The following is a 21,926-nucleotide window of genomic DNA, read 5'->3' as shown; positions in this document are numbered from 1 at the left end:
GGCGCGGGGCTGTATCAATATGCGGCTCCGCCGCGTGGGCGCCGGGCGTACCTGAAGGGGCGCGGGGAACTGCGCGACCAGCCACGACGAGACCGTCGGGTCGTCACCGTCCGGGTGGGGCTGTTTCCGTCGTGTCCGGACCACCGGCCGGTGGGGGCTGGTCGCGCCCACGCCGCGGAGCGGCATATTGATACAGCCCCGCGCCCCTTATATGGCGCCTTCGGCGCCACCCCCGGAGCGCGGGCCCGCCCGTCGAATACATTCCGCGCCTCTCCGGCCGCGGCCGGCGGCCACGATAGGTCGTCGTTAGTAGGGCTTAAGGCGTGCCGACGAGACTCCCCTTAAAGCGGTAATCGTGCCTGTGCTGTCGGCTGCCGGCACCGCTTTCCCGACGCACCACCGACGGACACGTCGGACACGTCGGGCGGCCGGCCGACGCCCGTACCCCGGCGCCCGTGCCAGGTCACGGGCGCCGATGGCAGGGGAAGTGAAGGGGACGCGGACGTGCGCTTGTCGGGGATGTTCATCAGTGGCCTGGGCGTCTATCTTCCGTCGACGCTGGTGAGCGTCGAGTCGGCGGTCGAGCAGGGCCTGTACGAGGAGCTGGAGGTCGAGCTGCACCAGCTGGGCGGCGCCGCGGTCGCGGGCGACGTCCCGGCGCCGGAGATGGCGCTGAGTGCGGCCCGTGACGCGTTCAAGAGCTGCGGCCGGCACCCTTCCGAGGTCGACCTGCTGCTGTACGCCAGCACCTGGCACTCCGGACCCGAGGGCTGGCTCCCGCACTCCTACCTGCAACGGCACCTGGTCGGCGGCGACGTTCCCGCGACCGGCATCCGGCAGGGCTGCAACGGCATGTTCAGCGCGCTGGAGCTGGCCGCCAGCTATCTGCTCGCCGTCCCGGAGCGGCAGGCCGCGCTGCTGGTCGCGTCCGACAACTACGGCACCCCGATGATGGACCGCTGGCACATCTCCTCCGGCTACGTCGGGGGCGACGCCGCCACCGCCCTGGTGCTGAGCAAGGAACAGGGCTTCGCGCAGGTGCTGTCGGTGCACTCGGCGACCGTCGCCGAGGCGGAGGTGCTGCACCGTGGGGCCACGCCCCTCTTCCCACCCAGCATCACCGTCGGCGACGGCGTCAACTTCGGCGCCCGCAGCAGCGAGGCGCGCCGCAAGGCCGCCGTCCGGCCGACCGGCGGCAAGCCGTCGCCCGGCATGATCGCCATGGCGAAGGTCCAGGAACGGCAGCCGGAGGTCGTGCAGCAGGCCCTGGACGAGGCCGGCGTCACCATCGGCGACATCACCCGGGTGGCGTACATGAGCTGCTCGCGCGAGATCGTGGAGCAGCGCTGCATGGTCCCGCTGGGGCTGCCGATGGAGAAGTCCACCTGGGACTACGGCCGCACCATCGGGCACTGCGGCGCCAGCGACCAGCTGCTCGCCCTCGACCACCTGCTGTCCACCGGTGAGTTGCAGCCGGGGGACCACTTGCTGATGCTCGCCAACGGACCCGGCGTCGTCATCTCCGCCGCCGTCGTCAAGATCCTCGACACCCCGCCACAGCACGCGTGAGCGACGCCGGCGAGCCCCGCACCCCATCCGACGCGCCGGCGTCGTGGGCGGGGCCCGTCGCCGTTCTCGCGCCGCGCCAGGCCCCGCCCCGCAGCATCGGGCTCGGTTGGGCTCTCAGGCGTTTCGAAGTCATCCACCGCCAGGGTCATGGCCGCCAGAGGTCGCCCGGTGATCCCGAAGGGAATGAACAGTGATGGTCGATGGGCGACGATCGGGACTCCCAGGTCCGGACGATGCCGGAGCCGGCGCAGAGCCCATAGCGGTGGTCGGGATCGGCTGCCGCTTCCCCGGCGACGCCGGCACCCCGGCCGACTTCTTCAAACTGCTGCTGAGCGGCGCGAACACCACCACCGAGGTGCCCGCCGAGCGCTGGGAGTGTTACGAGGACCTCGGTCCCGACTGGACGGCCGCGCTGCGCAACACCGTCACGCGCGGCAGCTTCATGAAGGACATCGACAAGTTCGACTCCGAGTTCTTCCGCGTCTCGCCGCGCGAGGCCGAGCTGATGGACCCGCAGCAGCGGGTGCTGCTCGAAGTCACCTGGGAGGCGCTGGAGCACGCCGGCATCCCGCCGCACGCCCTCGCCGGCAGCGACACCGGTGTCTTCGTCGGCTCCTGTACCGACGACTACCGCCGCCAGCTGCTCGAAGACCTGCCGAACATGGACGCCTGGAGCGGCATCGGCGCCGCCCGCTGCGCCGTCGCCAACCGGGTCTCGCACATCCTCGACCTGCGCGGCCCGAGCCTCGCCGTCGACACCGCCTGCTCCGCCTCGCTGGTCGCACTGCACCTGGCCTGCCAGAGCCTGCGCCTCGAAGAGAGCACGCTGGCGCTGGTCGGCGGCGTGAACCTGCTGGTGTCGCCCGGTGAGACGGTCACCCTCAACCTGGCCGGCGCGCTCGCGCCCGACGGCCGCTCCAAGGCCTTCGACGCCAGCGGCGACGGCTACGGCCGCGGCGAGGGCTGCGGCATGATCGTCCTCAAGCGCCTCGCCGACGCCGAGCGCGACGGCGACCGCATCCTCGCCCTGGTGCGCGGCAGCGCCGTCAACCAGGACGGGCACACGCCCGGCATCATGGCGCCCTGCGGCGAGGCCCAGGAGTACGTGATGGAGCGGGCCTGCGCGCAGGCCGGCATCGCCCCCGGCAGCGTCGGCTACGTCGAGGCGCACGGCACCGGCACCCGCCTCGGCGACCCGCAGGAGGCCGCCGCGCTCACCGCCGTCTACGGCACCGACCGGAGCCCCGAAGACCCCTGCCTGATCGGCTCCGTGAAGGCCAACATCGGCCACCTGGAAGGCGCCGCCGGCATCGCCAGCGTCATCAAGGCGGTGCTCGCGCTGGAGCACGGCGAGATCCCCGCCAACCCGCTCTTCACCGAGCTGAACCCGGACATCCCGTGGGCCACCTCGGGCCTGAAGGTCGTCACCGACAACACCCCGTGGCCCGCCGCCGACGAGGCCCCGCGCCGCGCCGGCGTCTCCGGCTTCGGCTACGGCGGCACCGTCGCCCACGTCGTCCTCGAAGAGGCGCCGCGGCGGGCGGAGACCGGCAAGGCGGACCAGGGCGCGCAGCCGGCCGCAGGCAGCATGCCGCAGCCGCGGCTCTACCCGCTCTCCGCGGCCAGCGACGAGGCCCTCGAACGGCAGGCCGGCAACCTCGCCGACTGGCTCTCCGAGCACCACGCCGACGTCCCGCTCGACTCCCTCGGCCACACCCTCGCGCTGCGCCGCTCCCACCTGGACAAGCGCGCCACGATCGCCGCCACCAGCTGGGGCGACCTCGCCTCCAAGCTGCGCTTCCTGTCCGACCAGGAGGAGCCCGAAGGGCTGGTGCTCGGCGCGCCGCCGGCCGACCTGGGCACCGGCCTGGTGTGGGTGTTCTCCGGACACGGCTCCCAGTGGACCGGCATGGGGCGCGACCTGCTGGCCCACGAGCCCGTCTTCGCCGAGGTCGTCGACTCCCTGGAGGGGATCTTCCAGGAGGAGATCGGCTTCTCGCCGCGCCAGGTGCTCACCGACGGCGACTTCGAGTCCGTCGACCGCATCCAGACCATGATCTTCGTGATGCAGGTGGGCCTCGCCGCGGTCTGGCGGTCCTACGGTGTCACCCCGGCCGCCGTCATCGGCCACTCCGTCGGCGAGATCGCCGCCGCCGTCGCCTCCGGCGCGCTCGGCATCGAGGACGGCGCCCGGCTGATCTGCCGCCGCTCCAAGCTGCTGCGCCAGGTCGCCGGGCAGGGCGCCATGGCCATGGTCGGCCTCGGCTTCGACGAGGTGGCCGAGCGCCTCGCCGGCGCCGGCGACCTGACCGCGGCGATCGCCTCCTCGCCCGCCTCCACCGTCGTCGCCGGTGACCCCGGTGCCGTCGAGAAGCTGATCGCCGAATGGCAGGCCGAGGGCCTGGTGGTGCGCCGGGTCGCCTCCGACGTCGCCTTCCACAGCCCCCACATGGACCCGCTGCTGGCCGACCTGACGGCGGCGGCCGAGGACCTGACGTTCCGGGAGCCCGAACTCCCGGTGTACTCCACCGCCCTCGCCGACCCGCGCGGCACCGGCGTGTACGCGGGCGGCAGCTACTGGGCGGCCAACCTGCGCAACCCGGTGCGCCTCGCGGGCGCCGTCGGCGCCGCCGCCGAGGACGGGCACCGCACGTTCCTGGAGGTCTCGCCGCACCCGGTCGTGGCGTACTCGATCAACGAGACGCTGTCCGACGCCGGCATCGAGGACGCGGACTGCTTCGTCGGCTCGACGCTGCGCCGCAACACCCCCGAGCAGCACAGCCTGCTCGCCGCCATCGCCGCCGCGCACTGCCACGGCATCGACGTCGACTGGAACCGGCTCCAGCCCTCCGGCGACCTGGTCACCACGCCCCCCAACCCCTGGCGGCACCGCACCCTGTGGCGGGTGCCCGACTACGGCGGCGGCGCCGAGGGCCGGCCGCACGACCCCGCCTCGCACACACTGCTGGGCGCCGGCACCTCCGTCGCCGGCAGCCAGGTGAAGCTCTGGCGCACCTGGCTGGACGACGACAACCGCCCCTACCCGGGCAGCCACAGCATCAACGACGTCGAGATCGTGCCCGCCGCCGTCTTCCTCACCTCCTTCTACGGCGCGATCACCGACGACATCACCGCACCGCCCACGCTGACCGGCATCTCGATGCGCTCGCCGCTGATGACCGCGGGCCGCCGCGAGGTGCAGATCGTGCACGAGGGCGGCGCGCTGCGGCTGTCGTCCCGGGCCGCCGGAGCGGACGGCGCCGAGTGGAGGACGCACGCCGAGGCCGACCTGCCGGCGAACGCCACGGCGCCGCGTGCGCTGGCCGGCTCGCCGATCGTCTCGGACGCCGGCCTGAAGCAGGTCAGCACCGGCCTGGTGCACGAGCGCCTGAGCGCCGTCGGCGTGCCGTCCACCGGCTTCGAGTGGACCATCGAGGAACTCCGGCGCGGCGACGAGGGCATCCTGCGCGGCCGGGTCGGCTTCGCGCCCACCGAGCAGACCACCTGGGCCCCGGTACTGGACGCCATGATGACCCTGGCGCCCGTGACCTACCCCGGCGATCCCGTCCTGCGCATGGTCGTCGAGGTCGGCGAGGTCACCGTGCAGGGCGCGCCGCCCGCGACCGCCACCATGGACATCGCGGTCCGTGCCGACCGGGACGACGCCGTGGACGTCGCCGTCATGGACGGCGAGGGCCGCGTGGTGGCCCGGATGGACGGCCTGGTCTACGCGGTCATCGGCGACGACCACTCGCTGTCCGCCGACCCCCGCCAGCTCGTCCACGAGATCGCCTGGCGACCCCTGGACCTCGCCGCCCTCGCCGCCGACGAGGACGCCACCGCGGATGCCGCGTTCCGGCGCCTGCTCGTCGTCGGCGCCGAGAGCAAGCTCGCCACCGAGCTGACCGGCCGCTGGGCCGAGGCCGGGCACACCTGCGCCACGGTCGCCGTACCGGAGATGCTCGCCACGCCGGCCACCGGCGCCGAAGCACCGACCGACCTGCTGCTGCTGGCGCCCGGGTACGACCCCGCGGTGCCGCCGTCGCAGGCCGCCGCCGAGGCCGCCTGGCTGCTCGTCAGGACCGTGCAGCGGATGGTCTCGGAGTTCCCTGCGGACGCCATGCCGCGGCTGTGGTGCCTCACCAGCGGCGCCGGGCAGGCCGAGCAGGAGGCGGCGCTGCCGCTCGCCCCGCTCGCCGGCCTCGGCCGGGTCGTCGCCGTTGAACACCCCGACCTGTGGGGCGGCGTCATCGACGTGGACCCGTCGTCGGACCCGGCCGGCACCGCGGCGACGCTGCTGGCCGTGCTGGCGGCGGCGCCCGGCGAGGACGTGATCGCCCTGCGCGACGGCGAAGCGCGCGTCGCCCGGCTGGTCAAGGCCGGCCGGGGCACCTCGCGGACCGGTACCGCGGCGGAGCAGGCGCGCACCGCGGTGGAGTGCCGCCCCGACGGCACCTACCTCGTCACCGGCGGCCTCAGCACGCTCGGCCTGGACGCCGCCGCGCGGCTCGCCGACCGCGGCGCACGGCGTATCGTCCTCGCAGACCACGGCCCGTTCCCGCAGCGTTCGGTGTGGGCGAGCCCGGCCGACGACGCGCAGCGCCGCTGGATCGACGGGGTACGCGCCCTGGAGGCACGCGGCGTGACGGTCACCCCGCTGCCCCTCGACATCACCGACGCCGACCGGGCGAAGCTGCTGCGCGAGCCCGACCTGCTGGGGCTGCCGCCGATCCGCGGCATCGTGCACGTCACCCCGGCGGCCGACGCCGGCGCCGTGGCCGAACTGGACGAGGTCGCGCTGCGTGCCGCGCTGCGGCCACGGGTGGCGGGCGCCTGGGTGCTGCACACCCTCTTCCCCGCGGGCGAGCTGGACTTCCTGGTGCTCTTCTCGTCCTGCGGACAGCTGCTGCGGCAGCCCGCACGGGGCGCCGACGCGGCGGCCGCCGCCTTCCTCGACTGTCTCGCCGCGCACCGCGGCAGCACCGCCGGCGACCACACCCTCAGCCTCGGCCTCGCCCCCTGGCGGGATGAGACGGCGGCCGACGGCGACGGCACGTCGGAAGCGGCCGCCGCCGCGATCTCCGGCGACCAGGCCTTCGCGGCCTGGGAGTACGCCGAGAGCCACGGCCCCGGCCCGTACGCGGTGCTGCGCATCGCCCCGGCCGGCGCCGACGAGGCCGGTCTCCCGGTGCTCAGCGAGGTGCGTGCCGAGGACGCCGACGCCGCGGTCGCGGCGGCCGACGACGCGGACGAGCTGTCCGGGCTGACCCCCGAGCAGCTGCACGCCCGCCTCGTCGAGCAGGTCAGGGAACAGGTCGCCATGGAGATGAAGCTCCAGGTCGACGACCTCGACCCGGGGCGCTCGCTGGTCGAGCAGGGGCTCGACTCGGTGCTGACGATCATGGTCAGGCGGCGTCTGGAGAAGCGGTTCGGGCAGAGCCTGCCCGCCACGCTGCTCTGGCAGAAGCCCACGGTCTCCGCGGTCGCCGGCCACCTGGTCGGGCTGCTGACCGACGTGGAGGACCCCACCGCGGACGGCGCGGACCCGGCGGCCACGTCGCCGGCCCTGGTGGTCGGCTGACCACCCCGTACGCCGGCGCCGGCCGACCCCCGGCCAGCACCGGCACCGCCGGCCGCCTCCAGGGACGGCCGGCCGCACACCGGCTGCACCGGCCGCACCGGGGGGAGCGGTCGGTGCAGCCTCGGACCGTGTCAGGCGGTCGGCCGTAGCAGGCAGTCATGAGTTCCGCTGGTCGTATGGGTCCGCCGGGGCGGAGGGTTCCGCCGGGCGGAGGGAAACAGGAGGACGGCACAAGGTGATGCTTCCTGACGAGCACAAGGTGACGGCGGAGGACGAGGAGCAGGCCGCAGACCGCGGCGTGCCGGCGCCCGACACCGCACTCGCGGTCATCGGACTGTCCTGCCGGCTGCCCGGGGCGCCCACCCCCGCGGACTTCTGGCGGCTGCTCGCCGACGGCACCAGCGGTGTCACGGGGACGCTGGGGGAGCGGTGGGGCGCCGGTGCCACCGACGCCACGGCGGAGCCGGACACCACGGAGCCGGACACCACGGCGGACGGCGCCGGGGCGGCGGACGCCGGTGACGGCCGGCGCGCGTTGCGCGGTGGACTGCTGGAGCGCATCGACGCGTTTGACGCGGACTTCTTCGGCATCTCGCCGCGCGAGGCCGTCCAGATGGACCCCCAGCAGCGCCTGATGCTCGAACTCGGCTGGGAGGCGCTGGAGGACGCCGCGCTCCTGCCGCGCGCCCTCGGCGGCAGCCGCACCGGCGTCTTCGTCGGTGCCATCGCCGACGACTACGCCGTCCAACTCGCCCGGCACGGCAGCGGCTACACCCAGCACTCGCTGACCGGCACCAACCGCGGCATCATCGCCAACCGCATCTCCTACACCCTCGGCCTGCGCGGCCCCAGCCTCACCGTCGACGCCGCACAGGCCTCGTCGCTGACCGCCGTGCACATGGCCTGCCAGAGCCTGCTCAGCGGCGAGTGCGACATGGCGCTCGCCGGCGGCGTGCAGCTGATCGTCGGCCCGGACTCCACCGCGATGACCGCCGAGTTCGGCGCGCTCTCCCCGGACGGCCGCAGCTACACCTTCGACGCACGCGCCAACGGCTACGTGCGCGGCGAGGGCGGCGCCTTCGTCGTGCTGAAACCGCTCACCCGCGCACTCGCCGACGGCGATCCGATCCACTGCGTCATCCGCGGCAGCGCGCTCAACAACGACGGCGCCACCGACGCGCTCACGGTACCCAGCGCGGACGCCCAGGAAGAGGTCATCCGCGCAGCCTGCCGCCGGGCCGGGGTCGACCCGCAGGACGTGCAGTACGTGGAGCTGCACGGCACCGGCACGGCCGTCGGCGACCCGATCGAGGCGCGTGCGCTGGGTGCGGCGTACGGGGCCGGCCGGACGGCCGGGAGTGCGCTCGTGGTCGGGTCGGCCAAGACCAACGTCGGCCACCTGGAAGGGTCTTCCGGCATCGTCGGGCTGCTCAAGGCCGTGCTCAGCATCCGGGAGCGCGAACTGCCCGCGAGCCTGCACTTCGAGACGCCGAATCCGGCGATTCCGTTGGACGATCTCGGGTTGTGCGTCCAGCGGGTGCGGGGCCCGTGGCCCCGGGAGGGGCGGCCCCTGATCGCAGGGGTCAGCTCCTTTGGGATGGGTGGGACGAATTGTCACGTCATTCTGACGGAGGCGCCGGTCGGTGCCAGGGGTGATTCCGACCACCTGCCGGTGGGGGGTGTGCGGCAGGGGGAGCCCCTTGATGCCGGTGACGGGCCATCGGTTTCGTCCCAACCGGTCGCGCCCACGCGGCGGAGCCGCACAATGTCTCGCCCCGCGCCCCTGGGGGGCGCGGAGCGCCACCCCGTCATCCCCTGGGTGCTCTCCGGGCGTGGCCCATCCGCCCTTCGGGCGCAGGCCGCCCGGCTTGCTGCGCACCTTGACGGGCGTCCGGACGCGGACCCCGCAGACATCGCGTGGTCCCTGGTCACCACCCGGACCGCCTTCGACGACCGTGGTGTCGTCCTCGGCGCGGACCGGGAGGCGCTGCTGAGCGGGCTGCGTGCGCTTGCCGCCGGTGAGCCCGGAGCGGGACTCGTGCGCGGTAGCGCTGCCGAACCGGGCCGGCTCGCCGTGCTGTTCACCGGGCAGGGCAGCCAGTACGCGGGTATGGGGCGCGAGCTGTACGGCGCGTTCCCGGTGTTCGCCGAGGCCTTCGACGAGGTCTGCCGGCACCTCGATCCGCACCTGGACCGGGCGCTGGCGGACGTGGTCTTCGGGGCGGACGGCGCGCCGGAGGACGGTGCGGGGGCGCTGCACCGGACGCGGTACACGCAGGCGGCCGTGTTCGCCGTCGAGACCGCGCTGTTCCGGCTCGTCGAGTGCTTCGGCGTGCGGCCCGACCTGCTCATCGGGCACTCCATCGGGGAGATCACCGCGGCACACGTGTCCGGGGTGCTGTCCCTGGCGGACGCCTGTGCGCTGGTCGCCGCGCGTGGGCGGCTGATGCAGGAACTGCCGGCGGGCGGTGCGATGGTCGCCGTTCAGGCCTCCGAGGCGGAGGTGCTGGACGCGCTGGAGGAGCTGTCCGCTGACGGTGGCCGACCGGTCGCCGAGCGGGTCGCGATCGCCGCGGTCAACGGCCCCGCGTCCGTGGTGGTCTCCGGCGACGAGGACGCCGCGCTCGACCTGGCGGGGCGGTTCGAGGCGCAGGGCCGCAAGGTGAAGCGGCTGCGGGTGAGCCATGCCTTCCACTCGCCGCGCATGGCCCCGATGCTGGCGGAGTTCACCGAGGTCGCCGGGCGGCTCGACTACGCGCCGCCGCGGATTCCGGTGGTCTCCAACGTGGCCGGTCGCCTGGCGACCGCCGACGAGTTGGGCTCGCCCGCCTACTGGGCGCGGCACGCCCGGGAGGCCGTGCGGTTCCTGGACGGGGTGCGCTGCCTCCACGACGACGGGGTCACCGCCTACCTGGAGCTCGGCCCCGGCGGGGTGCTGACCGGCATGGCCGAGGACTGCCTGGGCGAGGACGTCACGGCGCACGGCACCGCGCCGCTGCTCGTGCCCACCCTGCACCCCGAGCGGCCGGAGCCCGAGACGCTGCTCACCGCACTGGCCCGGCTGCACGCGCACGGCCGCGACATCGCCTGGGACCGGCTGCTCGCCCCGTACCGGCCGCGCCGGGTCGCGCTGCCCACGTACGCCTTCCAGCGGCAGTCGTACTGGCCCGAGTTCCCGGCGGAGGGCGAGGTGCGTGCCGGTGGCGCTGCGCCCGTCGCCGCGCCGGCCGGGCAGTCGGACGGCGTGCCTGCTGCCGCTGCACAGGAGATGGCGTCGCCCTTCGCCGGGCGGTTGGCGGAGCTCGCCCCGGGCGAGCGTGAGCGTGCGCTGCTGGAGATGGTCCGCACGAACGTCGCGGTCGTGCTGGGGCACCTCACGCCCGACGCGGTCGACGGCGGCCGGGCCTTCAAGGACCTCGGGTTCGACTCGTCGCTCGCCGTCGAGCTGCGCAACCGCCTCATGGAGGCCACCGGACTGCGGCTGCCGACCGGGCTCACCTTCAACTACCCGACGCCCGGCGAACTCGTCGGCCACCTGCTCACCAGGATGACGGAACGCCATGAGGCGGTGGACGCGGCGGCACGGTTGTCCCTGTCCGCCGGGAACTCGGCGCGGGCGCAGGCCGAGCCCGACGAGCCGATCGCGATCGTCGGCATGGCGTGCCGCTACCCGGGCGGGGCGACCTCGCCCGAGGAGCTGTGGCGGCTCGTCCACGACGGCGAGGACGCCATCGGACCGTTCCCGGACAACCGCGGCTGGGACCTGGACGCGCTGTACGACCCGTCCGGTGAGCGGAACGGCACCACCTACCTCGACCAGGGCGGTTTCCTCTACGAGGCCGACCGGTTCGACCCGGCCTTCTTCGGGATCAGCCCGCGCGAGGCCGTCGCCATGGACCCCCAGCAGCGGCTGCTGCTGGAGGTCTCCTGGGAGGCGCTGGAGCGCTCCGGCATGGTGCCGGACACGCTGCGCGGCGCGCCCGCCGGCGTGTTCGTGGGCGCCACGGCACAGGACTACGTGCCGGCGCTGCACGATGCGCCGGACGGCCTCGGCGGCTACCTGCTGACCGGTTCCACCACCTCCGTCGCCTCCGGCCGGATCGCGTACACCCTCGGTCTCGAGGGGCCCGCGGTGACGGTGGACACGGCGTGCTCGTCGTCGCTGGTCGCGCTGCACCTGGCGATCCAGTCGCTGCGGCAGGGCGACTGCTCGCTGGCGCTCGCCGGTGGCGCCACGGTGCTGTCAGGGCCCGGCATGTTCGTCGAGTTCAGCCGGCAGCGCGGGCTCGCCGGAGACGGCCGCTGCAAGGCGTTCGCGGCCGGCGCCGACGGCACCTCGTGGGGCGAGGGCGTCGGCATGGTCGTCCTGGAGCGGCTGTCGGAGGCGCACCGCAAGGGGCACACGGTGCTCGCCGTGCTGCGCGGCTCCGCGATCAACCAGGACGGCGCGAGCAACGGTCTCGCCGCGCCGAACGGGCCCTCCCAGGAGCGGCTGATCCGCCAGGCGCTCGCGGGCGCCCGGCTGTCCCCGGGGGACGTCGACGCCGTCGAGGCGCACGGCACCGGCACCAGCCTGGGCGACCCGATCGAGGCCGAGGCCCTGATCGCCACCTACGGCCGGCGCCCGGCGGACCGTCCGCTGTGGCTGGGGTCGCTGAAGTCCAACATCGGTCACGCGCAGGCCGCTGCCGGCGTCGGCGGCGTCATCAAGATGGTGATGGCGCTGCGGCAAGGCGTGCTGCCCAGGACGCTGCACGTGGACGCCCCCAGCCCGCACGTCGAGTGGTCGGCGGGCGCCGTGTCGCTGCTCACCGAGGCCCAGCCGTGGCCGCGTGAGGACCGGGTGCGGCGCGCCGCCGTCTCGTCGTTCGGCATCAGCGGCACCAACGCCCACGTCATCCTCGAAGAGGCCCCGGACGCCCCCGAGACGGTGCCCGTGGCCGGGCAGGACGAGCCGCCCGCCGGCGCCCCCGACACCGCCGCCGTATTGCCCTGGCTGCTCTCCGCGCGCACCGCTGACGCCCTCGCCGGCCAGGCGGCCCGGCTGCACGATCTGGTGCACGGCGCCGACGGCGCCTCCGCGCCCACCGCCGGCGACATCGGCCTCTCGCTGGCCACCACCCGCACCACCTTCGACCACCGTGCCGTGATCGTCGCCGCCGACCAGGACGCCCGTGCCGAGGCCCTGCGGGCCCTCGCCGCCGGCGGTACCGCGCCCGGCCTGGTCAGCGGTGTCGCGGGCGAGTCCGGCGGCACCGGGCTCAGCACCGTGTTCGTGTTCCCCGGGCAGGGCTCCCAGTGGGCCGACATGGCCGTCGAACTCCTCGACACCAGCCCCGTCTTCCGCGACCGGATGCAGGCCTGCGCGGCGGCGATGGCGCCGCACGTCGACTGGGACCTCGTCGACGTGCTGCGTGGCGCGCCCGGCGCGGCCTCGCTGGAGCGGGTGGACGTGGTGCAGCCCGCGCTGTTCGCGGTGATGGTCTCGCTCGCCGCACTGTGGCGGTCCTTCGGCGTCGAACCGGACGCGGTCGTCGGCCACTCGCAGGGCGAGATCGCCGCCGCCTGCGTCGCCGGTGCGCTGTCCCTGGAGGACGCCGCCGCCGTCGTCACGCTGCGCAGCAAGGCCCTCGTGGCGCTGGCCGGCACCGGAGGCATGGCCTCCCTGGCGCTGCCCGCCGAGCGCGCCGCCGAGTTGCTGAAGCGCTGGCAGGGCCGGCTGGACATCGCCACCATCAACGGTCCGGCGTCCACCGTCGTCTCCGGCGACCCCGACGCCATCGACGAGGTGGTCGCCGCCGGCGAGGCCGAGGGCTTCCGCGCCCGCAAGGTCCCGGTGGACTACGCCTCGCACTGCTCCCACGTCGAAGCCATCCACGACCATCTGCTGGACGTGCTGTCCGGCATCCGGCCGCGGCAGGCCACGACCGCGTTCTACTCCACGGTCACCGCCGCCCTGCTCGACACCACCGAGATGACGGCCGAGTACTGGTACCGCAACCTGCGCCAGACGGTCCGCTTCGAGGAGACCACCCGGGCCCTGCTGGACGCCGGACACCGCGCGTTCATCGAGGCCAGCCCGCACCCGGTGCTCACCGTCGGCGTCCAGGAGACGCTGGACGCCTGGGGCGACGCGGCCGGCGTCGCGGACGGCGCCCGGGGCTGCGTGGTCGGCTCGCTGCGCCGTGACGAGGGCGGCTGGCAGCGGTTCACCACCTCGCTCGCCGAAGCCCACGTGCGGGGCGTGCGGGTCGACTGGCGGCCGGTGCTGGCCGGCCGCGGCTTCGGCCGCACCGACCTGCCCACGTACGCCTTCCAGCACGAGCGGCACTGGCTGGAGCCGGTCGCCGCGGCCACCGACGCCGCCGGGCTCGGCCTGTCCGGCGCCGATCACCCGATGCTGGGTGCGGCGGTGGCACTCGCCGACGACGACCGGCTGGTGCTGACCGGCCGCATCGCACTCGGCAGCCACCCCTGGCTCGCCGACCACGCCGTCGCCGGCACCGTCGTCCTGCCCGGCACCGCCTTCGTGGAGCTGGCGCTGAACGCCGCGGGCCGCACCGCGAACCCGGCCTGCGACCACGTCGACGACCTCACCATCGAGGCACCCCTGGTCCTCACCGAGCAGGGCGGCGGGGTACGGATCCAGGTGAGCGTCGCCCCCGCCGACGCCTCCGGCCGCCGCCAGGTCACCGTCCACTCCCGCCCGGAGCATGCCGACGAGGACGAGCCGTACCTGCGGCACGCCACCGGCATGCTCGCCCCCGCCCCCACCGTCGCCCCCCGCGAGGGCCTCACCGCCTGGCCCCCGAAGGGCGCCACCCCGGTCGCCGTCGACGAGCTGTACGAGCAGCTGGGCGCCCAGGGCTACGACTACGGGCCCGCGTTCGCCAACCTGCGGGCCGCCTGGCGGGCCGGCGACGACCTCTACGCGGAGGTCGGGCTCGCCGACGAGCAGCAGGCGGACGGGGCGCGGTTCGGCATCCACCCGGCGCTGCTCGACTCCGCCCTGCACGCGCTCGGCGCGAGCGGGCTGCTGCGCGGCGACGCCGGCACCATCCGGCTGCCGTTCGCCTGGGCCGGCGTGTCGCTGCACGCCACCGGGCTCACCGCCGGCCGGGTGCACTGGACGCGCACCGGCGAGGAGACCGTCGCGCTCACCATCGCCGACCCCTCCGGCGCCGTGGTCGCCACCGCGGACTCGCTGACGCTGCGCGGCGCACCCCTGGAGAAGATCACCAAGAGCCGCGGTCAGGACGGGCAGGGGGCGCTGTACCGGCTGGACTGGACGCCGGCCGCTGAGCCGTCGACCGCTCCGGCCACCCGGCAGCCGGCCGTACCCGGCGCCTGGGCCGTGCTCGGTGACACGGTCGCGCACCGGCTCCCCGGCGCCACCGCCACGGACCAGGTCGGCCAGCACGCCGACCTGGCCGCGCTGGCCGCGTCCGTCGCGGCCGGGGCGACCACGCCGGACGTGGTGTTCGCCGCCATCGCCCCGACCGAGGACGGCACCCCGGCCGAGGCCGCCAGGACCGCCACCGCGCAAGCGCTGACGTTGCTCCAGGACTGGCTGGGACGGCCCGAGTTCGACGACGTGACGCTGGTCGTCGTCACCGGTGGTGCGGTGCCCGTGCCCGGCTCCGAAGACCTGCCGGACCTGGCCACCGCCGCCGTCTGGGGCCTGGTGCGCACCGCGCAGACCGAGCACCCGGGCCGTTTCGTCCTGCTCGACCTCGACGACCTCGACAGCGCCGCCGGTGCCGCCGCCGGCGACGCCGTCACCCGGGCCCTGGCCACCGGCGAGCCGCAACTCGCGCTGCGCGCCGGCACCGTGTACGTCCCGCGGCTCGCCCGGGCCGCCCTGGAACCGGCGGGCGCACCGGAAGCGACCGCCGAAACCACCGTCTCCGAGGCCGGCGACGCGCCCGTGGCCGCCGCCACCAACCCGTACGCCGACGGCACCGTCCTGATCACCGGTGGCACGGGCACGCTCGGCGGCCTGCTGGCCCGGCATCTGGTGGCCGAGCACGGGGCCCGGCACCTGCTGCTGACCAGCCGTCGCGGCCGGGACGCCGAGGGCGCCCTGGAGCTGGAGGCGGAGCTGACCGCGCACGGCGCCTCGGTGACGATCGCCGCCTGCGACGCCGCCGACCGCGAAGCGCTGACCGCGCTCTTCGCCGCCGTGCCCGCCGAACACCCGCTCACCGCCGTCATCCACACCGCGGGCGTGCTCGACGACGGCGTCATCGGCTCGCTCGACGCCGACCGTCTTGCCGGCGTGCTGCGCCCCAAGGCGGACGCGGCCTGGCACCTGCACGAGCTCACCCGCGCCCTGGACCTGACGGACTTCGTGCTGTTCTCCTCGGTCGTCGGCACCCTCGGCAGCGCCGGGCAGGGCAACTACGCGGCCGCCAACGCCTTCCTGGACGCCCTCGCCCACTACCGCCGGGCCCTCGGGCTGCCCGCCAGCTCGCTCGGCTGGGGCCTGTGGGAGCAGGCCAGCGGCATGACCGCGCACATGGGCGACGGCGACCGGGCCCGGATGCTGGGCGGCGGGGTGCTGCCGATCAGCTCCGAGCGGGGCCTCGCGCTGTTCGACGCGGCGCTCGGCGCCGGCCGCGCCGACCACGCTGCTCTCGTTCCGGCCCGCTTCGACCCCGTCGCGCTGCGCGGCCAGGCGCTCGCGGGCGACCTCTCGCCGCTGCTGCGCGGGCTGCTGCGCACCCCCGTGCGACGGGTGGCCGCGGGCCCCGAAGGCGCTGCCGCCGCCGGTGGCGGTCTCGCCGAGCGTCTTGCCGGGCTCGCCCCGGCCGAACAGGACCGCATGCTGCTGGAGCTGATCGGCACCCACGTCGCCGCGGTGCTCGGGCACGCCCAGGGCGGTGGCATCGAGGCCGACCGGGCCTTCAAGCAGCTGGGCTTCGACTCCCTGACCGCGGTCGAGCTGCGCAACCGGCTCTCCGGCGCCACCGGACTGCGGCTGACCGCCACCCTGATCTTCGACCACCCCACCCCGGCGGCGCTCGCCCGCCACCTGCGCGCCGAGCTGACCGGCGTCCGCGAGGAGACCGCGGTCGCCACCGTCACCGCGGGCGCCGACGAGCCCATCGCGATCGTCGGCATCGGCTGCCGCTACCCCGGCGGCGTGCACTCCGCCGAGGACCTGTGGCGGCTGATCGCCGACGGCCGCGACGCCATCGGCGACTTCCCGCGCGGCCGCGGCTGGGACATCGAGGAGCTGTACGACGCCGACCCGGAGCGCCCGCACAAGGTGACCACCCGGCACGGCGGATTCCTGCACGACGCCGGCCACTTCGACGCGGACTTCTTCGGCATGAACCCGCGTGAGGCGCTCGCCACCGACCCGCAGCAGCGGCTGCTGCTGGAGGTCGCCTGGGAGACCTTCGAGCACGCCGGGTTCACCCCGGACACCCTGCGCGGCAGCCGTACCGGCGTCTTCACCGGCATCATGTACGGCGACTACGGCGGCCGGATCCGCGAGGTGCCGGACGAGCTGGAGGGCTACCTGCGCAACGGCAGCCACGGCAGCGTCGCCTCAGGGCGGGTCTCCTTCACCTTCGGTCTCGAGGGGCCTGCGGTGACGGTGGACACGGCGTGCTCGTCGTCGCTGGTGGCGCTGCATCTGGCGAGCCAGGCGCTGCGCAGTGGTGAGTGCGACATGGCGCTGGCCGGTGGTGTGACGGTGATGGCGACCCCGGCGACGTTCGTGGAGTTCAGCCGGCAGCGGGGGCTCTCGCCCGACGGCAGGTGCAAGGCGTTCGCCGGTGCCGCCGACGGCACCGGGTTCTCCGAGGGCGTCGGGCTGCTGCTCGTCGAGCGGCTCTCGGACGCCCGCAAGAACGGTCACCGGGTGCTCGCCGTGGTGCGCGGTTCCGCGATCAACCAGGACGGCGCCAGCAACGGCCTCACCGCCCCCAACGGCCCGTCCCAGCAGCGCGTCATCCAGGCCGCCCTCGCCAGTGCCCGCTTGACGACGGCCGACGTCGACGCCGTCGAGGCACACGGCACCGGCACCTCGCTCGGCGACCCCATCGAGGCCCAGGCGCTGCTCGCCACCTACGGCAAGGACCGTGCGGACACCGACCAGCCCGTGTGGCTCGGCTCCATCAAGTCCAACATCGGGCACACCCAGGCCGCCGCAGGCGTCGCCGGTGTGATCAAGATGGTGCAGGCGATCGGGCACGGCGTGCTGCCGAAGACGCTGCACGTGGACGAGCCCTCCCCGCACGTCGACTGGGAGGCGGGCGCCGTCCGGCTGCTCACCGAGCCGACCGCGTGGCCGGACAACGGACGGCCGCGGCGCGCCGCGGTGTCGTCCTTCGGCATCAGCGGCACCAACGCGCACGTGATCCTGGAAGCGGCACCCGAGCCCGAGCCCGGCGAGCCGGGTCACGTGCCGGCGGCGCCCGTCTGCCCCGCGCCGACCACCCCCTGGGTGCTCTCCGCCAAGACCGAGGACGCCCTCAAGGCCCAGGCCGGCCGGCTGCGCGACTACGTGGCCGCACGCCCCGACCTGGACGCCGCGAGCGTCGCCCGTGCACTGGCCACCACCCGTACCCACTTCGCCTACCGCGCCGCCGTCAGCGGCACGCCCGGCGCACGCGAGGACCTGCTCGCCGGGCTCGACGCGCTGGCCCAGGGCCAGGACGTCCCGGCGGTGCTGCGCGGCACGGTGCCCGGTGGCGGCACGGCGCGCCCCAAGGTGGCGTTCCTCTTCTCCGGGCAGGGCAGCCAGCGGCCCGGCGTGGGACGGGAACTGTACGAGACGTTCCCGGTCTTCGCCGCGGCGCTCGACGAGGTGTGCACGCACATCGACCCGCACCTCGACGTGCCCCTGAAGAAGCTGATGTTCGCCGCTGTCGGCACCCCCGAAGCGGCCCTGCTGGACCAGACCCGCTACACCCAGACCAGCCTCTTCGCGATCCAGGTGGCCCTGTACCGGCAGCTGGAGCACTGGGGCCTGCGCCCCGACCGGCTGATCGGCCACTCCATCGGCGAGCTGACCGCCGCCCACTTCGCCGGCGTGCTCTCGCTGGAGGACGCCTGCACCCTGGTGACCGCACGGGGCCGCCTGATGCAGGCCGCCCCGGCGGGCGGCGCGATGGTCGCCATCCAGGCGTCCGAGCGTGAGGTGCGGGGCAGCCTCGTCGCCGACGACCCGCGGGTCACCATCGCCACCGTGAACGGGCCGACCTCCACCGTGCTCGCCGGTGACGAGGAACCGGTGCTGGAGCTGGCGGCGCACTGGCGCGAGAAGGGCCGCAAGACGACCCGCCTCGCGGTCAGCCACGCCTTCCACTCGGCGCACATGGACAGCGTCCTGGACGACTTCCGCACCATCGCCGAGCGGCTCACCTACCACCCGGCCCGCATCCCGGTGATCTCGAACGTGACGGGCACCACCGCCACCGACGAGCAGCTGATGTCGCCGCAGTACTGGACCGACCACATCCGCAGCACCGTCCGCTTCCACGACGGCGTCACCCATCTGCACCAGGCGCACCACACCGGCGTCTACCTGGAACTCGGCCCGCACCCGGTGCTGGCGAACCTGGTCAAGGACACCCTCGCCGAGGCCACCACCGTGCCGGCCGTCGCCGCGGCGCTGCCCCGCGACCACTCCGAGGCACAGGGCCTGACCCGGGCCGTGCTCGCGCTGCATACGGCCGGGGTCAGCCCCGACTGGAACGAGTTCCTCGGCGCCCCGCCCGCCGAGGCCGACCCCGTCGACCCCGCCGCCCCGACCGAGTTGCCCACCTACGCCTTCCAGCGGCGTCCGTACTGGCTGGACGCTCCCCAGGCCACCGGCACCGCCAGTGCCGCAGGGCTGGAGGAGGCGGGGCACCCGCTGCTCGGTGCCGCCGCCGAACTGCCCGACGGGGGCTGGCTGTTCACCGCTTCGCTGTCGCTCGCCGGGCACTCCTGGCTGGCCGACCACAGCGTCATGGACACCGTGCTGCTGCCCGGCACCGCGCTCGTCGACCTGGCCCTGCACGCCGCCGAGCGGGTCGGCGGGGGCATCGTCGAGGACCTCACGCTCAGCGCCCCGCTGCTGCTGCCGGAGCAGGGCGCCGTCAAGCTCCAGCTGCTGGCCGGCGCGCCGGACGAGTCCGGGCGGCGCGAGCTGATCGCCCGTTCACGCGCCGCGGTCACCGGCGAGGAAAGCCCCTGGACCACCCACGCCACCGGCACCCTCGCACCCCGACCGGCCGAGCCGGCCGGCCCGCAGAGCGGTTCCTGGCCACCGCCCGGCGCCGTGCCGCTCGGCGTGGACGACCTCTACAAGCACCTGCTGGAACGCGGCCTCGACTACGGGCCGGCCTTCCAGGGACTGCGCGCAGCATGGCGGGTCGGCGACGACATACACGCCGAGGTCACCCTCCCCGACGGCCTGGGCGACGAGCCCTACGGCATCCACCCGGCGCTGCTGGACTCCGCCCTGCACGCGGTGTTCCTGCGGGCCGTCGAGGCGGACGAGAAGGACGCGGCGGGCGCCAACGGCGGCGAGCGGCACGTGCCGCTGCCGTTCTCCTGGAGCGGCATCCAACTGCACGCCGTCGGCGGCACCGCGCCCACCACGCTGCGCGTCCACATGACGTCCACCGGCGCGCAGAGCGTGTCCGTCACGACCACCGACACCGAGGGCCGCCCGGTCGCCTCCATCGAGTCGCTGGTGATCCGCCCGCTGACCGCCGGCCAGCTGGAGCGCGCCACCGGACGGCACGACACGCTCTTCGAGCTGGACTGGGTGCCGGCCCGCTCGGACGGCGCGGTCGCCGCCGAGCCCGCCGGACCCTGGGCCGTGCTCGGCGACCTCGGCGGCCGTACCCCCGCCTGGGGCGCCGGTGACCTCGCGGTGCGCCCGTATGCGGACGTCGCCGCGCTGGGGGCCGCCGTCGACGCCGGCGAGAGCGCCCCGGCGCTGGCCGTCGCCGCGTTCCTGCCGGACGGCGCCGACCGTGCCACGGACGGCACCGACGGCGCCGACGTCGCGGCAGCGTCCCGCGCCGTCACCCGCCGGGCACTGGCCCTGATCCAGGCCTGGCTCACCGACGAACGGTACGTCGACGGGCGGCTCGTGGTGCTGACCCGCGGCGCCGTCGCCGCCCGCCCGGGAGAGCCGGTGCGCGACCTGCCCGGCGCCGCGCTGTGGGGCCTGATCCGCTCCGCGCAGACCGAGCACCCCGGCCGGCTGCTGCTGGTCGACGTCGACGAGGAGACGGTCCTCGAAGGGCTCGCCGGAACCGAGCTCGGCGCGCTGCTGGCCGCCGCCTCGCACGCCGACGAACTGCCCGACGGCGCGGTCCAGCTCGCGGTGCGCGACGGCGGTGTCCTGACGCCGCGACTCGCCCGCGTCACCGCGTCCGACGGCGCACCCGAGACTGCGTCTGTCGGCGCATCCGCGTCGACGTTCGACCCCTCCGGGACGGTCCTCGTCACCGGCGGTACCGGTGCCCTGGGCGCCCGGTTCGCCCGCCACCTCGTCGCCCGGCACGGCGTCAGGCACCTGCTGCTGACCAGCCGGCGCGGCGCGGCGGCCGAAGGCGCAGCCGAGCTGGCCGGGGAGCTGACGGCGGCCGGCGCCGAGGTCCGCATCGAGGCCTGCGACGTCGCCGACGAAGCCGCCCTGCGCACCCTGCTGGCGTCGGTGCCCGCGGACCGTCCGGTCACCGGCGTGGTGCACAGCGCCGGCGTGCTCGGGGACGCCACCGTCCTCAAGCTCACCGCCGACCAGATCGACACCGTGGCCCGCGCCAAGTCCGACGCGGCGTGGACCCTGCACCGGCTGGCCGAGGAACTCCGGCTGCCGCTCGGCGCGTTCGTGCTGTTCTCGTCGGCCGCCGCCACCTTCGGCACCGCGGGACAGGCCGGATACGCCGCGGCCAACGCCTTCCTGGACGCCCTCGCCGCGCACCGGCGCGCCGCAGGGCTGCCGGGCCTGGCGCTCGCCTGGGGCCTGTGGGGGCAGGACGGCGGCATGGCCGGCAGCCTGGAGGACACCGACCGGGTCAGGCTGGCACGCGCCGGTCTCGCCCCGCTCGCCGCCACCGAGGGCCTCACCGCGTTCGACGCCGCCCTGGAGACCGGCCGCGCCGCCGTGGTGGCGGCCCGGCTCGACATGCCGCAGCTCCAGACGCAGGCCGAGTCGGGCAGCCTGCCCGGCGTCCTGCACGGCCTGGTGCGCACCCCGGTCGGGCGCGCCCCGCTCGCCGCCGGAGACGACGTCGAGGACCTGCGGCGCAAGCTGGTGGGCCGCCCGGAGGCCGAACAGCACCGGATGCTGCTGGAGTTCGTACGCGGGCAGGTCGCCCACGTCCTCGGGCACCGCTCCCCGGAGCGCATCGAGGCCGACCGCGGCTTCCTGGAGATGGGCTTCGACTCGCTCACCTCCATCGAGCTGCGCAACCGGCTCACCGCCACCACCGGCCTGCGCCTGCCGTCCACGCTGATCTTCAACTACCCCGCGCCCGCCGCGCTCGCCGGCTTCCTCCAGGAGAACCTGCACCCGCAGGCCCCGGCGCCGGCCGACCCCGTGTCGATGGCCATGGACGGCCTGGAGTCCGTCCTCGGCGCCGTCACCCCCGACATGCGGTCGAAGATCATCAACCGGATGCAGACGGTCCTGCTGAAGCTCGGCGACAACCAACCGCAGACGGGCGGCCAGAGTGCCGCGGAATCCGTCTCCGCCACGTTCGAATCCGCCACCGACGACGAGGTCTTCGACTTCATCGACAAAGAGCTCGGAATTTCCTGA

The 21,926-nt window shown here is 74.9% G+C and carries 3 protein-coding genes; all 3 read left to right on the top strand.

The genetic code is table 11. The features are described from left to right. Positions 1-504: 504 nt before the first annotated feature. Entirely contained in the window at positions 505-1,569 is a 1,065-nt protein-coding gene (locus NQO67_RS39440) for a ketoacyl-ACP synthase III family protein (RefSeq protein WP_255955338.1), read from the top strand. A 262-nt stretch (positions 1,570-1,831) separates the two neighbouring features. Continuing rightward, positions 1,832-7,150, top strand: coding sequence for a type I polyketide synthase (locus NQO67_RS39435; RefSeq protein WP_255955337.1), 5,319 nt, complete (start codon positions 1,832-1,834; stop codon positions 7,148-7,150). A gap of 238 nt (positions 7,151-7,388) precedes the next feature. Continuing rightward, complete coding sequence (locus tag NQO67_RS39430) at positions 7,389-21,926, top strand: type I polyketide synthase (protein WP_255955357.1); 14,538 nt, start codon at positions 7,389-7,391, stop codon at positions 21,924-21,926.

Source organism: Streptomyces odontomachi (assembly GCF_024435355.1).
Taxonomy (GTDB): Bacteria; Actinomycetota; Actinomycetes; order Streptomycetales; family Streptomycetaceae; genus Streptomyces; species Streptomyces odontomachi.
This window is presented reverse-complemented; position numbering and strand designations above follow the sequence as displayed.